Annotated in this window: 11 protein-coding genes; 8 read left to right on the forward strand and 3 right to left on the reverse strand. The window is 36.2% G+C overall.

Going from position 1 to position 16,011, the window contains the following annotated elements; all coding sequences use genetic code 11:
- Positions 1-45: 45 nt before the first annotated feature.
- Positions 46-846 carry a DUF6503 family protein gene (locus HW347_RS16250; RefSeq protein WP_214612810.1) on the reverse strand — a complete coding sequence of 267 codons (801 nt, stop codon included), beginning with the start codon at positions 844-846 and terminating at the stop codon, positions 46-48.
- Positions 847-1,046: 200 nt separating this feature from the next.
- Between HW347_RS16250 and HW347_RS16255 the strand changes: the two genes are divergently transcribed.
- From HW347_RS16255 to HW347_RS16285, 7 genes are read left to right on the forward strand one after another with little or no spacing between them, the layout of a single operon-like run.
- Positions 1,047-1,661, forward strand: a complete 615-nt coding sequence (locus HW347_RS16255; protein WP_214612811.1) for a TetR/AcrR family transcriptional regulator — start codon at positions 1,047-1,049, stop codon at positions 1,659-1,661.
- Position 1,662: 1 nt separating this feature from the next.
- Positions 1,663-2,910 carry a TolC family protein gene (locus tag HW347_RS16260; RefSeq protein ID WP_214612812.1) on the forward strand — a complete coding sequence of 416 codons (1,248 nt, stop codon included), beginning with the start codon at positions 1,663-1,665 and terminating at the stop codon, positions 2,908-2,910.
- A 13-nt stretch (positions 2,911-2,923) separates the two neighbouring features.
- Positions 2,924-3,817, forward strand: coding sequence for an HlyD family secretion protein (locus HW347_RS16265; protein ID WP_214612813.1), 894 nt, complete (start codon positions 2,924-2,926; stop codon positions 3,815-3,817).
- Positions 3,817-4,719, forward strand: a complete 903-nt coding sequence (locus tag HW347_RS16270) for an ABC transporter ATP-binding protein (RefSeq protein WP_214612814.1) — start codon at positions 3,817-3,819, stop codon at positions 4,717-4,719. The genes HW347_RS16265 and HW347_RS16270 overlap by 1 nt, the downstream gene beginning before the upstream one ends.
- On the forward strand, positions 4,719-5,447 hold the full coding sequence (locus HW347_RS16275; protein WP_214612815.1) for an ABC transporter ATP-binding protein: 729 nt from the start codon (positions 4,719-4,721) through the stop codon (positions 5,445-5,447). The genes HW347_RS16270 and HW347_RS16275 overlap by 1 nt, the downstream gene beginning before the upstream one ends.
- Positions 5,444-6,550 carry an ABC transporter permease gene (locus HW347_RS16280; RefSeq protein ID WP_214612816.1) on the forward strand — a complete coding sequence of 369 codons (1,107 nt, stop codon included), beginning with the start codon at positions 5,444-5,446 and terminating at the stop codon, positions 6,548-6,550. The genes HW347_RS16275 and HW347_RS16280 overlap by 4 nt, the downstream gene beginning before the upstream one ends.
- The gene (locus HW347_RS16285; protein ID WP_214612817.1) at positions 6,550-7,671 is read left to right on the forward strand and encodes an ABC transporter permease; all 1,122 of its coding nucleotides are present in this window, start codon (positions 6,550-6,552) and stop codon (positions 7,669-7,671) included. The genes HW347_RS16280 and HW347_RS16285 overlap by 1 nt, the downstream gene beginning before the upstream one ends.
- Positions 7,672-7,749: 78 nt before the next feature.
- Here HW347_RS16285 and HW347_RS16290 read toward each other — a convergent pair whose 3' ends face one another.
- Both HW347_RS16290 and HW347_RS16295 read right to left on the reverse strand, forming a co-directional pair.
- On the reverse strand, positions 7,750-8,931 hold the full coding sequence (locus HW347_RS16290) for a hypothetical protein (protein ID WP_214612818.1): 1,182 nt from the start codon (positions 8,929-8,931) through the stop codon (positions 7,750-7,752).
- Positions 8,932-9,296: 365 nt separating this feature from the next.
- Positions 9,297-14,756, reverse strand: a complete 5,460-nt coding sequence (locus tag HW347_RS16295; RefSeq protein WP_214612819.1) for a hypothetical protein — start codon at positions 14,754-14,756, stop codon at positions 9,297-9,299.
- Positions 14,757-15,131: 375 nt separating this feature from the next.
- Between HW347_RS16295 and HW347_RS16300 the strand changes: the two genes are divergently transcribed.
- Entirely contained in the window at positions 15,132-15,824 is a 693-nt protein-coding gene (locus tag HW347_RS16300; protein ID WP_214612820.1) for a nitroreductase family protein, read from the forward strand.
- The last annotated feature ends 187 nt before the right edge of the window (positions 15,825-16,011 follow it).

Consider the following 16,011-nt stretch of genomic DNA (forward strand, 5'->3'; position numbering starts at 1 on the left):
AAGCCCAATCTTAGATTGGACTCTTATAAATTATGATGTTGAATTCTAGTTTAAAAGAAAATCTTCTTTCTTAAAACCATTATTAAATTTTATGTCGCTCATCGTATAAACACCTGTTTCTACAAAACCACCTTTTTTATCTGGCATATAACTTTTACGTACAGTAGATAACAAAAGACCATCAACGGTTTCGTAAGTCAATGTCATTTTTAAAATTGGCTTGTTTACACCCATGGCTGGTAAAGAAAAGAAGAACTGATCCACCAAATGTGTGTTAGGGTTGAAATACAAAATAAACTCATCGTTCTGTTCCTTTTTAGTAACATCGGCGCTGTAGGTTAAACTCACTTTGTCATAATTAATATCTCCTACTTTTTCAGTACCAAGGTATTTGTAGTTAGTGCCTGGATTCTTCAATTTATACATCATTGCGAACCAATAAATATTTACTTTACGTAAGAACACGGTTCCGCCTATAGCTTTAGGATCAGTAATATTCTTACCTTCTAAAGTTAACGCAGGTTTGTTATCCACTAAAGATTGAACGGCTGTTCCTTTTTGACCAGGAAGTAAATTAATATCATGTTGCTCGTAAGAACCCCATGATTGTTCCCCATTAAAAATATAACGCTCTATAGACACATCTTTGCCTTTAGCAAAATTGTCATATACATAATGATATTGAATATCTTTTTTGGCATCTAAGGCAGTATAACCTCCATTTACCGCTTCTAAGGCATCTAATAATTCAGCTGATTTAGTATCTGTGTTTTGTGCATTAACTGTGGTAGCAACTACCATTGTCAATAAAAATGACGCTAAGGTGCTTTTAAGTTTTTTATTCATAACTACTTTATTCTGATTTTAAATTCATGGGTTAGTCTACCTCTATTTTAAAACTTACAAAGACTTGATTTATAAACCCTGACATTACCCCAATAAGCTTGCTTTAAACTTGGAAACCAAAGTTTTATGTGATTAATCTGTTGGTCAAAACTATTTTTACGTAATTTTGTTAACCAAATGGTTAAACCGTATAGTTAGGAATGAAAAAAGGCAAAGACGAAAATACCGAAGAGCAAATACTTGAAGCAGCAAAGAATGTTTTCCAGACCAAAGGAATGGATGGTGCACGAATGCAAGAAATAGCCGATAAAGCAGGGATTAATAAAGCTATGCTTCATTATTACTATAGAAGTAAACAACTACTTTTTGAAGCCGTTTTTAAAAATGTCTTTTCCTTACTGGCGCCTCAATTAAACGCAATTTTAAATGACGATTCTTCTATTGAAGAGAAAGTGAAAAACTTCACTTTTAACTATATATCTTTTATTAGTAAGCATCCTTATTTACCCAATTTTATAATTCAAGAATTGAATAGAAATCCGGAGTTTATTCTACAAATGAAGGATAGCAAAGGATTTCCTAACCTAGCTAAATTTAAGAAGCAAGTAGATAGAGAGGTAGAAAAAGGCAGTATAAAGCCTATAAGTGCGGAGCAGTTGTTCATCAATATTCTAGCGCTCAATATTTTTCCTTTTGTAGCTAAACCTTTGATTATGGCTTTCTCTAATGTAGATAGTAAGGTATATAAACAACTCATGGAAGACCGTAAAACTGAAGTTGCCGATTTCATTATCAACTCCATAAAGAACACCTAGTATGAAACGTATACTACTATTTCTTGTAATACTAACAGCGTTTCCTGCTATTGCTCAGCAAAGTATTACGCTGGAAGAGTGTTATAATTCTGTGACTCAAAATTACCCTTTGGCAAAACAGTCATCACTCTTGGAAACACAAAATACTTTAGAAGCCGCTGTAATTTCTACTGCAAAACTGCCTCAATTAAGTCTGGATGCGCAAGCTACTTATCAATCTGATGTAATTGAAATTCCTATTGCCAGCGCTAATATTGACCCATTAAATAAAGATCAGTATCGTGCTACGTTTTCGGTAAATCAATTGATTTATAACGGAGGGGCAACGGCCGCTTCATTAGCCATTAAATCTGCTGAGCTAAAATCGAAACAAAAACAGGTTGAAGTCAGTCTATATCAATTAAGACAACAGATTAATCAACTCTATTTTTCTATCCTATTAGCACAGGAAAGCAATCTATTATTAAAATCGAAACAAACACAGTTAGAGGCTAAACTAAAAGAGGTTAGTTCTGGTGTAAAAAACGGTATACTACTACCCTCTTCAGATAAAGTATTGGAAGCTGAATTATTAAAAATAGGTCAACAGTTTAAGGAAATAGAAAGCAATAAATTAACGCTAATAGAAACGCTCTCTAGTTTAATAAAACAGCCTATAGATGCTAGCACAGAATTTAAAAATTCGCTAATAAAAATTCATGTACAGAAAGAGTTAATTAGACCTGAACTGGAATTATTTCAGTATAAAAAAGACGAAATCGAGAATTCAGAAAATTTGATTTCTAAACAGAACGTACCCAAATTACTAGGCTTTGCTACAGGTGGTTATGGAAATCCAGGATTGAATATGCTAGATAATTCATTTCAACCTTTTTATATAGCAGGCGTGAAATTACATTGGAATGTTTTTGATTGGAACGCTAATCAAAAACAACGGCAATCATTAGCTATCAATAAAGATATTGTAGATAATGAAACAGAAGTTTTTAAACTCAACACTACTATTGAGCTAAATAAACAGCAAAGGGAAATAGAGAAAATAGAAGCTATTATAACATCTGATGAAGCTATAATCAACCTTAGAAAAGAAGTGTTGCAAATGGCAGATTCACAACTAAAAAATGGGGTGATTACATCTTCAGCATATATCACGGAACTTACCAATTTATATGAAGACCAAAACACCTTAGTACGGCATGAGATACAGTTACAACTCGCAAAAGCAAACTACAATGTCATTAAAGGGTAATACATATAGAAAAATGAAAAGGTACAACTATATATTAGGCTTAAGTATTATTGCTACCACCCTCTTTTCCTGTGGTGATTCTAATGGAAAAGCAGACGGTTACGGTAATTTTGAAGCTACTGAAATCACTATTTCAGCAGAAAATAGTGGAAAGCTAATGCAGTTTGATGTTAATGAGGGAGATGTTCTTAAGAAACAGCAATTTATAGGATATATAGATACCATTCCGCTAGCCTTAAAACGAGAACAATTAGAAGTTTCTAAGGCTGTTGTCAGTTCAAAATCTAGAGGTGTACTGTCACAAATTAATGTGTTCAATTCCAAATTGAAAAATGGAAATATCAACAAAGATAGAATTGAGAATTTAATAAAGGATAATGCCGGTACACAGAAACAATTAGATGATATTGAAGGTGATATAGATGTTTTAAAAAGTCAAATTAGAAGTGTTGAAATACAGAATGCTCCTGTGGTAAACGAATTAAAATCTATTGATGTGCAGCTTAGGCAAATTGATGATCAGATTCAAAAAAGTAAAATCATTAACCCTTTAGCGGGAACGGTTTTAACCAAGTATGCAGAACCTAATGAGATTACAACTTTTGGGAAACCGCTTTATAAAATTGCAGATTTAAAAACCATGCAGTTACGCGTGTATATTAGTGAAACTCAATTAGCCAATTTAAAAATTGGTCAGGAAGTCACCGTAAAAATTGATGATGACACATCTATGAAGTCTTATAAAGGGACCATCAGCTGGATTGCCTCCGAAGCTGAATTCACACCTAAAATTATTCAAACAAAAGAAGAACGTGTTGCTTTGGTTTATGCTCTAAAAATAGATGTTGCCAATGATGGAAGCCTTAAGATTGGTATGCCTGCAGAACTATGGTTAACTCAAGAATAATGAGCATATCCGTTTCTAACATATCAAAATCTTATGACGCCGTTAAGGCCTTACAGGACATTTCTTTTGAGGTAAAATCTGGCGAGCTCTTCGGTCTAATTGGTCCGGATGGCGCTGGTAAAACAAGCTTGTTCCGGATTTTAACTACACTTTTATTGGCTAATGAAGGTACGGCAACCGTTGCTGGCTTTGATGTGGTTAAGGATTATAAAAAGATAAGGAACAGTGTTGGGTACATGCCGGGAAAATTTTCACTTTATCAAGATTTGACCGTAGAGGAAAACCTGACTTTTTTCGCAACTACTTTTGGTACGACTATTCAAGAAAACTACGATTTAATACAAGAGATCTACGTTCAGATAGAACCTTTTAAAAACCGTAGAGCCGGTAAACTTTCTGGCGGAATGAAACAAAAGTTAGCGTTGTGCTGTGCCCTCATTCACAAACCAAAAGTATTGTTCTTAGATGAGCCCACTACGGGTGTTGATCCTGTCTCTAGAAAAGAATTTTGGGAGATGCTTAAACGATTGCAACAAAAAGGTATTACCATTTTAGTATCAACACCGTATATGGACGAGGCTGCTTTGTGCGATAGAATAGCATTGATACAAGACGGTAAAATTTTACAGATAGACACACCACAAGCCATTGTAAAGCATTACCCAAAACAGATTTACAATGTTAGCGCCACTAATACATATGAGCTTACAAACGCTTTAAAGGCCTATGAGTATAGTCATAGTGTTTACCCTTTTGGTGAATTTGTTCATTACACGGATCAAAGGTCAGATTTTAATCCAACAGAATTAAAAGCGTATTTAGAATCTAAAAACCTATCTGATCTTGTAATAGAAAAAACAAAGGTTACCATTGAGGATACCTTTATGGAACTGGCAAAATAATGGATAACGATAAAGTCATACAAGTAGAAGGGTTAACCAAAATGTTTGGTGATTTTACGGCGGTAGATGCCATAACTTTTGACGTTAAAAAAGGGGAAATATTTGGTTTTCTAGGAGCTAATGGAGCAGGTAAAACTACAGCAATGAAAATGCTAATTGGTATTTCTATTCCAACTGCTGGAACAGCCAATGTAGCCGGTTTTGATGTATTCAAACAGGCCGAAGACATTAAGAAGAACATTGGTTATATGAGCCAAAAGTTTGCACTATATGATGATTTGACGGTTAAAGAGAACATCACTTTTTTTGGAGGTATTTATGGCTTGTCTAGAAATGTGATAAAAGAAAAGTCAGATGTATTAATTACGGAATTAGGACTCCAAAAAGTAGCCAACCAATTAGTAGCTTCCTTGCCCTTGGGTTGGAAACAAAAACTATCTTTTTCCGTGGCTTTAATCCATGATCCAAAAATTGTCTTTTTAGATGAACCCACAGGAGGTGTTGACCCTATTACGAGACGCCAGTTTTGGGAGATGATTTATAAAGCTGCAAATGAAGGAACCACGGTTTTTGTTACTACACACTATATGGATGAAGCAGAATATTGTGATCGTGTATCTATTATGGTCAATGGAAAAATAGAGGCTTTAGATACTCCCAAAAAACTTAAAAAACAGTTTAACGCTGCTACTATGAACGACGTATTTCTAAAACTGGCAAGAGGATGAAAAGGTTCATAGGCTTTGTAAAAAAAGAATTCTACCACATCTTTAGAGATAGACGCTCATTGTTTATACTTTTTGGAATGCCTATTGCCCAAATTTTGCTTTTTGGTTTCGCTATTACCAATGAAATAAATAATGTAGATATTGCTGTTTTAGACCATTCAAAAGATGCTACTACAAAGGAAATTATCTATAAAATATCGGCATCAAAATACTTCAGTATTAAGCAGATGATAACTCACGAAGCGGACATTGCTTCTGTTTTTGAAAAAGGACAGGTTAAGGCCGTTTTGAATTTTGAAAATGACTTCAGTAAAAATCTGATTAACGACCACAAAGCCACGATACAAATTGTTACGGATGCCACAGATCCCAATACGGCAAATACCATAAGTAATTATGTAAATGCCATTTTACAGCAGTATCAATTAGAATTAAATAAAGGTACCACTACCCCATATCAAATTGTCTCTCAGACGCGTATGGTGTACAATCCAGAGTTAAAAAGCGTCTATATGTTCGTGCCAGGTGTAATGACAATTATTCTCATGTTGGTTTCGGCAATGATGACTTCTATTTCTATTACAAAAGAAAAAGAATTGGGTACTATGGAGATACTTTTGGTATCGCCAATTAACCCCTTTCAAGTGATTATAGGAAAGGTGGTTCCTTATATTTTTCTATCTGTTATTAACGCTATAGTTATAGTGTTGTTAAGTATTTTTATCTTTCATATGCCAGTGCAAGGCAGCCTATTTCTGCTTGGTTTAGAGAGTGTATTATTTATAGTAAGTGCTTTGGCATTGGGCATTTTAATCTCCACTATTTCTAAAACGCAACAAACCGCTATGATGATTTCTTTAATGGGACTCATGCTACCAGTAATTCTACTGTCTGGCTTTATTTTTCCTATTTCCAGTATGCCGGTGCCGCTTCAAATTATCAGCAATATCATTCCAGCAAAATGGTTTATCATCATCATTAAAGGCATCATGCTCAAAGGTGTAGGCATACAATACATATGGAAAGAAACACTAATTCTTTTGGGAATGACCGTATTCTTTATAGCATTGAGTGTAAAGAAATATAAAATAAGATTGGAGTAATGAAAACCATTCTATACATCATACAAAAAGAGTTCAAGCAAATCTTTAGAAATAAAGGAATGCTACCTATCATTTTTGTTTTGCCGGTTCTACAACTTATCATTCTATCCAACGCGGCTACTTTTGAAGTAAAGAATATCAAATTTGGCTACATTGATAATGACCATACTTCTACTTCTAGAGCTTTAGTTGAGAAATTTAATGCTTCTGATTATTTTAATGTATTGACAGATTTTCCATCGGAAGCAAAGGCAAGCGCAGAAATGTTATTAGGTAATGTAGATGTGGTATTAGACATTCCGCAATATTTTGAACGGGATTTACAAAAGGAAAAATATATTAATTTAGGAGTTACCATTAATGCTATTGATGGTGCGGCTGCAGGAGTTGAAAATGTATACATTACCCAGATTGTAAAACGTTATAATCAACACTTAAAAATTGATTTACTACAAGTTTCTGACAACCAAATACAACCTGTTAATATAGAAACCATACCCTTGTTTTGGTATAATGAAACCTTAAATTACAAAACGTTTATGGTTCCAGGCATATTGGTATTACTGGTCACCATGATTACGCTGTTCCTTTCCGGAATGAACATCGTACGCGAAAAAGAGATTGGAACTCTAGAGCAAATAAACGTGACACCCATTAAAAAGAGTCAGTTTATTATTGGGAAACTATTTCCGTTTTGGGTCATAGGAATGGGATTGTTGACCATAGGGCTATTACTAGCAAAGATAATATTCCAAGTCCCGATGGTGGGGAGTTTGGCTCTCTTGTATTTGTACACCTCCATTTATATTTTGGTAATTTTAGGAATAGGATTGTTCATCTCAAATTTTACGGATACGCAGCAACAAGCCATGTTTATTGCTTGGTTTTTTACGGTGATTTTCATTTTAATGAGTGGTTTATTTACACCTATTGAAAGCATGCCCAAATGGGCCCAAATCGTTACTGAGTTCAACCCTGTAAAATATTTTGTTGAAGTCATGCGCATGGTAATGCTTAAGGGTTCTGGTTTTATAGATATTCTCCCTCACCTACTAAAAACATTGCTTTATGCCTTTGTCATGAACGGATTGGCAGTTTGGAGGTATAAAAAAACAACGTAAATTTTTCATCATCAAAATTTTGTATAATCTCCAAATGAAATCTTTTTTAAAGTAGAGCGGCAACAATAAAACTTTTTCTTAGTCTTCAAGTAAGGCCTTCAAATTCAATGTTTTCAATTGCTCCCAAAGCTCTTCTGGCGTAAGGCTTGTTGCTTCTGCTTTTACTGTAAACCGCTGGTTAGAATTATAGGTAATAAGTGTCTTTGCCTCCTTTTGGTCATAATCAGTTATCACGCGCTTATCATCCATTTTAGAAGCACTTTTATACCCTGTTTTTGTTTTATCCTTCCATTCCCGGCTTGCCATCCCTTCCATTAACGTATACATACTTGCTGCTTTTTTATGATCTGCACAATCAACAATGGTCACCTCTATCTTTTTATCTCCTTTTTCAAAAAGGAGGTAAACATTATTCTTCGTAGGCATTCGCTCTATTGTTTTGCCAATTTCATAGTTTGTTCTTTTTAAGTTCCCTAACTTTTTTGGTATCCAACTTTCGTATTGTTGACTTGTAATGGGCTTAGTTTTAATCAGTCTTTGTTCAATTTCCAAATATTCGTCATTGGCGTTATATTTCATATACCAATTTATATTTGCTGGCACTTTATCTACGGATTCAACTATTCTTGTTTTTGGCAGACTTCCTTTTTCGGTTCCATTATCCCAATCTTCCATTTCCGTTAAGCTGTCGGATACAAGATTCCAGCCCTTTTTTAGTTGAAGATTATAAGAGGTCTTTTCATCAAAACTATACGCGCCTTCCCATTGTTTCTTCTCACTACAATTAGCTTTAGCATTGGTCTCCACATCGCTATATACCAAATACATTGTACTGCCCAATTGGTCTTTTCTATGTTCTGGTCCTTTCTGTGTGGTGGGTATAATAAAGCCTACCCGCTGATCATATTTATATACATAAATATATTCCACTTTCAAAGGTTGTGCATTTTCATTGGTAATCACAGCATCTGGATCTTTACAAAAAGAGCCTCCTACTAAACGTGAAACCTGAGTTCTGTACATGTCACTACCTTCAATGGTATCCAAATCTAATTCTGGCCATTCAAAATGGATAGTTCCGTCTGGGGTAACCATACCTATGGTTATGGGGTTTTTCCCACCAAAAGGATCTGCTTTAATCACTAATTCTCCTTTCTTATAATTTTCAATTTTAGGTAAATCCGTTTGTAATTGTTGTGCAGTAGAGAACTGAAATAATACAAATACAAACAGAAATAATACAGGTGTTTTAGTTTTCATTTTCTTTAGTTTATGTAGTTAGCGGGCCAATTATAAACTCTAAAATTGTCTCCCTTTCCTCTTTAGTGTCCTTTTTTGGGTTTGGTTAACATAAGTGGACTATTTATACCAATATGTATTCTTAAACCAATAACTAAGCTTAAAAACCGAATTGAAGAAAATGTAGGTTTGGTTACACTCTGGAGTTAATATAAGAAAATAAGAAGCTGAGTTTAAAAATTGAGAAGAAATTATATTTATAAAACACTAATTAACAGATAAATAATGCAATAAATTTTTTGTTTTTAGCATCCTAAACATTCAGGTGTGACCTATATTTCGGGCGGTAGTTATATAACTAAAACTCTTTTTAAAATAAGAAGATTTTACTGCTTTTTAACCCTATGGGTTATTCTCCTATTGGTAATAACACTAGGTAAACGTACAGCTAATAGAACTGTGTCCGAGGCCGTAGCAGCACATAAGGGTGTATTTGTATTGGACGCCATTAAACGGTATTGATAGTTGTTTTTATCCATACCTGGCTTTACAACAGTTAATGTGGTGGTTTGTGTTCCGGAATACGCAGCACCGTCCGTGATAGTATTAAATGTTGTTCCGTTGTCTGTACTCAATTCCCATTGATACGTATTTGCATTCTGTACGTTTGCAAAGAATATGGCATCTTGTCCAACTAGTACAATTTCGTTTGTTGGTTGCGTGGTATAATTAACTTCTGCAATGACATTTATTGTGTAATTGCCTAAGTCTACAGGACACGAATTATCTCCCCATCGAGCCCATAAATCGTATGTTCCCGATGATAGTCCGGTATACCTAATACTTCCCATAGCGTCTGATATTTGAGACCTATAAGTACTTCCGTTATCTAAACTAAACTCTATCCAAGTTTCTTGAGGGTAGTCTCTAAATACAAATTCTATACTACCGTTATTCAACCCACAACTAGTATCTGTGGTGTTCACAGCTGCTTGAGGTGACGGATTTACAGTTACCGTCATCGTATCCGTACTCCTACATCCGTTGGGCCGGGTTACGGTTACCGTATAAATAAGGTCTACCGGAGTTGAGATTTTTGGTCCATTATAAGTAAACACAGGACTTGCCGATAGCGTATTATCTAAATAAGCGGTCTCTACAGGAGATATACCTGCCCATTGATAGGTATAAGCAGCTAGTGGATTACCCAAAGTAACACTACTGGTTATTTCACAAACTTCTTTGTCCGTACCCGCTGCTCCATTTAATGATGCAGGTGTCACCATAGGCGTATAGGCATCTGCACAAAAGCATCGGTTTTCACTAGTTCTTACGGCTATAACTACATTACAAACTTGTGAGGTTGGAATAGTAAAACTAAGGGATTCAGATATGGTATTCCCTGCTGTGATGCCTACGGCGAGTATTTTATCATCTAAAATAATTTCCGAAGCATCATAAACACCATTCTGGTTGGCATCATAAAAAGCCTCTATTATAGTTCCTGAAGCAATATCAAAAGTTGATGTATTTTCAATACTAAAGGCGGTAGCAATTAGTTCATTAGTACCCGATAATTTTGCTTTAGTAGCTGTAGAAGTGATTACCAAACTTGCGCGATCTACATTAAAAATATAATCGTATTCACCGGTTTGGACAGAAAGTATAGGGCAGAATCCGTCAGACTCTGTAGAACAGGATATATTTTCGGTCTCATCTAAAGAAGTAATAGTTATGGTCTTATTACCGCAACTTATAAAACCAGTTGCGTCTTCTGTAACCTCGTATGTATAGCTAAAGACGTCTCCGTTTACCATTCCAGACGAAATGGTAAGTTTTATCACTTCATTACCGTTGGTACTGGTTTCCAGACTATCAAAAGAGGCACATAAAGTAGAGGTACACGTATAGGAATTGGCCGTATAGGAATATCCTATTGGCAATTCAATATCTATAAAACCATTGGCGCCAACAGGTTCAGAGGTAATAATGGTATGCGTATTTTCCAATACAACAGGCGTACTGCAATTATCAAAACTACCGGATACCAAATCTACATCTGTTACAACAGAATAATCTGCGGCTACACCAGATACGTTTGTTGATACGGTTTGAGATTCTAAACTGTTCCCCAATGCGGGTGTTCCACATATATTATTTGCCGATGCCGAAACCTGAAAGTTAGACCCTGCAACAAAATTACAATTAGAGGTCATTTTAAAGCGTGTGGCCATTAATCTACTATTGGCATCACCTCCATCGTTTAACGTTCCCGGTAGACCCAAAGCAGGAAATACGGTATGCTGGGTTAGGTTATAAACATAATTAGAACCTGTATTTGAGCTAACGGCTATGGCTTCCCAATTACCTGAACCTACAGGATATTCCGCTTCAAAACTACCGGAAACCGGATTCATACCTTGTGGTGCAATAATAGTGAACATAACATCCTTAATATTACCGGATTGAACGGAATTAATATTAAAAGCATAGTCCAATGGGGTACAGATGTCAATGGCACTACTGGGTTCTTCTACTGAGATAATTTCTACCTCGCCACTTGCTGGAGTAAAAATAAGGTCTAGTTCTTCTTTACTACAAGTTTCAACATTGGGATCGGTTGGATATTCATTACAGTTCCAACCACCAAAAACCTTTAAGGTGGTCTCCACACAACTGGTATAGGAGAAGTCTACCCTATAATCTTTAAAACTACTAGTAGTAAGTCCTGTAGTTCCTAAAAGATATAAATTACCCCCAGGATATGGCGTTGGGGCCACCTCAAGACCTGTAGCAATATCCACTACTCTTTCAATTTGTACGTTAGGCACATCATCTATGGAAATCCAATTGTAAGGTGCCGTTTTAGAACCGGTATTCGCCATTTGAACCACCCAACTTTCAATTGGTTCGGAGGCCTGTATAGCACCCGTTTGGTTTGTTAGCGAAATCTCTGGATGCTCGTAATGGGTAATATTACGAGCATTTGTTTTTATAACTTCCTGTTCCGTGCTTGTTGGATTATCATCTGCATAGTGGTAATAGTAATCCTTTATTTTGAAGTTAAATACTATAGGCTCGGTTGTTTCTGTTTCACAAGTGGCCCTTACTTTAAAAGGATAAAGTCTTCCATAGGCATTCGTTACCGTTAAGCCTACACCAGGCCAATCTCCCGGATTATTAAACGTATACGTATTCCCGGAAACTGCATCGGCGGTTAAAGTGCCTCCGCCACTTATACTGGCTTCTATAAGTTCATATCCTGGCGGAATAACTGCTTCAATAGACTCCACATACATAACCGGTCTATATTCATTTTGGTAATAAAAACCAGCGGTGTCAAACCTTCGTGCTAAGTAGTTGGTGCTTCCTCCTAATTGTACAATATCACATCCGTAATTAGAATAGGTATTGGTGCCAATAACATCTCTGGTACCTACTAAATACATTTCTGGAGTAAAGAAGTTACAATATACTTGGTCTCCGGTTACGGCATCCGTGTTATAAAAATACCATTGTCCGCCAGACTGCACATCGTGTTGCGTCATGCTATTAGAGGTCACTTGGTAACGAGAAACAGTTTCTATTTCATCGCCATTTAACAAACCTCCATTGGGAATAAGAGCACTTAAATTCCAATCGATTATTTGGTCTGTAGTAGTGGAATTGGCCATAGAAAAACTGGTAAGTGTTCCACTGGCAACAGTAACACCACTTCGTATGATAGTAACATCTACTTTTAAAGGGGTTATTTTATTGGTTGATGCATTAATTTTATCCAATACCAAACGAGCTCCTAAGGTTGCTGATGCTCCATTTTGGGTAGCATTGCCGTGTATTTCTATTTCATCTAAATACAACGCTTTAGATAAATCATAGGCACTAATATTAGCGGCAACTTGTTTGGTAGACATGGAACTATCTGTCCAACCCAAAGAATTATCCGCACGGCGCACAATAGGTATACCACTGCTTGGACCAATAAGACAGCTACCTGGGCAACTGGCATTGGTGGTTAAACTACCACAAGTAAGCTCCCCTTGACAAGAACACCCTGTAGCCGGATTATTTATTTTTCTAAACGCATAATTCAAAGACAATTCGGAGCCGGAACTACAATCATACACTAAATCGATTAAGGCATAGCCGATGTTGTTATTTGGTGATGTTATGGTCACTACATTTCCTGTTTGGGTATATCCTACAGAAACGGGATTTCCAGAACCCGGAAATTCACCATACCGCCATTCTACATTTCCTGTTCCCGAAACCGATACACCTGCTGGAAGGGTAAGTTCATACACATAACGAGAGCTTGCGCTATCAAAATCATCTTTCTGTCTATAGTATCCTATACTTAAACGAGTTCTAAAAGGAACATTGTCATCAATATTTGCGGGAATGTAGCCTGTAGTTACAAATGCCGATTGTGTATAAGCCAATGAAGAGCCTTGAGCATAAAGCCGCTGTGAAGACACCTCCGTAGCATCACACATGGTGGTATATTTTACCGATCCAGCAAAATTATCCATCACACTACTAGCGCCACAAGTACTTGCACAATTTATGGCCACATCTACAACAATGGCAACTGTTGAATTTTTTGGTAAATCATCATAAAACCCATCACCATCAATATCATCAAGGCCTACTCCCGCTCCATCTGGATCAGAAGTGAAATAATCTTCAAGATCTACGGTTAATTTTCTACCTACATATACCCATGGTACACTTTGTGAGTTTAAGGTTGCATTAGAAATGGAGTAGATGGTACTCATAGCCGTCAATGATTGACTACCTGTTCCCCTACCCTTTAGCAACTTCAGATTATACATGGTAGCAGCATTTGTATCTCCCGTACCCTCATTTACAAATTCCGCTTCTACTTTAAACGGGGTACACATATCTACATACCCTATTCTGGTGTTCCTGTTGGATTTGAAATCAGGATTTCCGGTAGCCATGTTAATACCACCCGTACCGGTTACCATTGTACACCAATCTACAGGGTCAGAATTACAGCCCCATCCTATTTGATAATCCGTAACTGGGCTGCATGTTTTTATTTCTATAGTTTCCGTAAAAGTCAAGGTCTCGCCATTACACAATTGCGAATCGGCAGTAAGGTCCGTACCTGAAATGCTGTAATAATATACCGGTCCCACAACAGATGTTGGATTTATGGTAACACCATCTAAAGTAAGACTTTGCTGCGCAATACCGGTTCCGTTATAATCTATGGCAAAATGTACCGCATTGGCACAACCGTCCGCTCCATTGGTTATACTGAAGGTTCTGCTCTTAATGTCACCAATTAAGGCATCATTTAAAGTAGCGGGTTGTACAAAACTTAATGAAGGATAATTAATAGAATACGGTGTGGTTTCCTCATCGGATAAAGATCCATTAATATCACCAATAACTTTATCCACAAAGATACCTCCGGCAAGAACGTTGCTATACGCGTCACAATATGCTTTTCTAAGAATAGTAAATTCAATAAAACTACCAACGGTAAGGTTAGTTGGTCCTAAAGTGAAGATAGGTTGGTTTGGGGTGCCTCCATTTTCTGTTATGGTTAGAGAACTTGTACCGCCCGTTTTTACAATGGAACCTACTTCATACTGCATTCCATCTGCTAGATCAATAGTAATTGTGGCGCCAGTTGTTGAGGCTTCAATTACATTCATTTTTACTTTCAGTAAGGTTGCATCATTACATACCGTAGCATTTTCTGGTGCTTCTGGAAACGTAATTAAGAAAGACTGGGAGTAACTCAAAAATGAACATAGAAAAGCAACCAGAAAACCTGCCTTCTTAAGGATTTTTTTGAAATTAGAACTCATACTGTAGGTTGTAAACTCCTATTTTGTTACTAACGGTTGAGATTTAGCATAGGTAGTCGGCACCAAATTTAACAGTTAAGACTAGACTGCCATAGTCTATGTTGAGTAGCTAGCTATTTTTGTTGTAAACAGTCAGTTATCGAACATTTGATACCGTTCATCCGATATAAAACGGCACCTGTTTTGCGCAATAAAAACTAAACCGCTAAAAACGATAAGCTCATTAGTCTCCAAATATTCTTCCCGGCAAGTCGGTTTATCTATTTAGATTGATATTATTTCACACCAAAAAAAGACCGGAAATCAATTGATTTTCGGACCACTAAAAAAACAATAACTTTGTGTAGATATTCGTATTAAAACAGCACTATTAAAATGTCATCTAAATCTCATATTTTAGTTAACGGTCATTCTCATGTGATCTACCAAGCCAATGCCTTATCTCAAGAAGAATTGGTAAAACAAAGTGAAGTTTTTTACAGCTATTTAAATCAAAGAAGATCGGTTCGGGAGTATGCAGATACGCCTGTTCCTAAAGAAGTGATTGAAACCTTGATAAAAACGGCCGCTACTGCCCCATCTGGAGCGCATAAACAACCGTGGACATTTTGTGCGGTTTCTAATCCTGCACTCAAAACTAAAATTAGAGAAGCTGCAGAAGCGGAAGAAAAGGAAAGCTACGAAAGTAGAATGAGCGACCGATGGAAGAAAGATTTAGAACCTCTGGGGACGGATATGCACAAGCCTTTTTTAGAGATTGCTCCGTGGCTAATTATCGTATTTAAAAAAGTACATGACCTTGGTGACGAAGGTGAAAAACTAAATAATTACTACGTAAATGAATCTGTGGGTATTGCCTGCGGTATGCTCATAACGGCTATACATAATGCTGGTTTGGTTACTTTGACCCACACGCCTAGCCCTATGAATTTTCTGGCTAAGTTATTGAACCGACCCAGTAATGAAAGGGCTTTTTTATTATTGCCTGTAGGATATCCTAAATCCCCAACTTATGTTCCAGATATTGAAAGGAAGCCTTTAGATGAGGTTTCGGAATTTTATGAGTAATGAATAATTATTTATTTTCATATACGACTGTATATCAATAATTTAATTTTTGAATTAGTCTATTTTACTTTAAATATATCCCCTTAGTTCGTGTTTAGCTTTGAGGATAAATTTTGTGATGAAAATTATCGTCTAATATTTCTACAGCGTAGATTGCAAATATAGTTCCCTAATTCTTAGTCATTTT

Origin of the sequence: Zobellia barbeyronii (assembly GCF_018603515.1) — a bacterium.
Lineage (GTDB): Bacteria > Bacteroidota > Bacteroidia > Flavobacteriales > Flavobacteriaceae > Zobellia > Zobellia barbeyronii.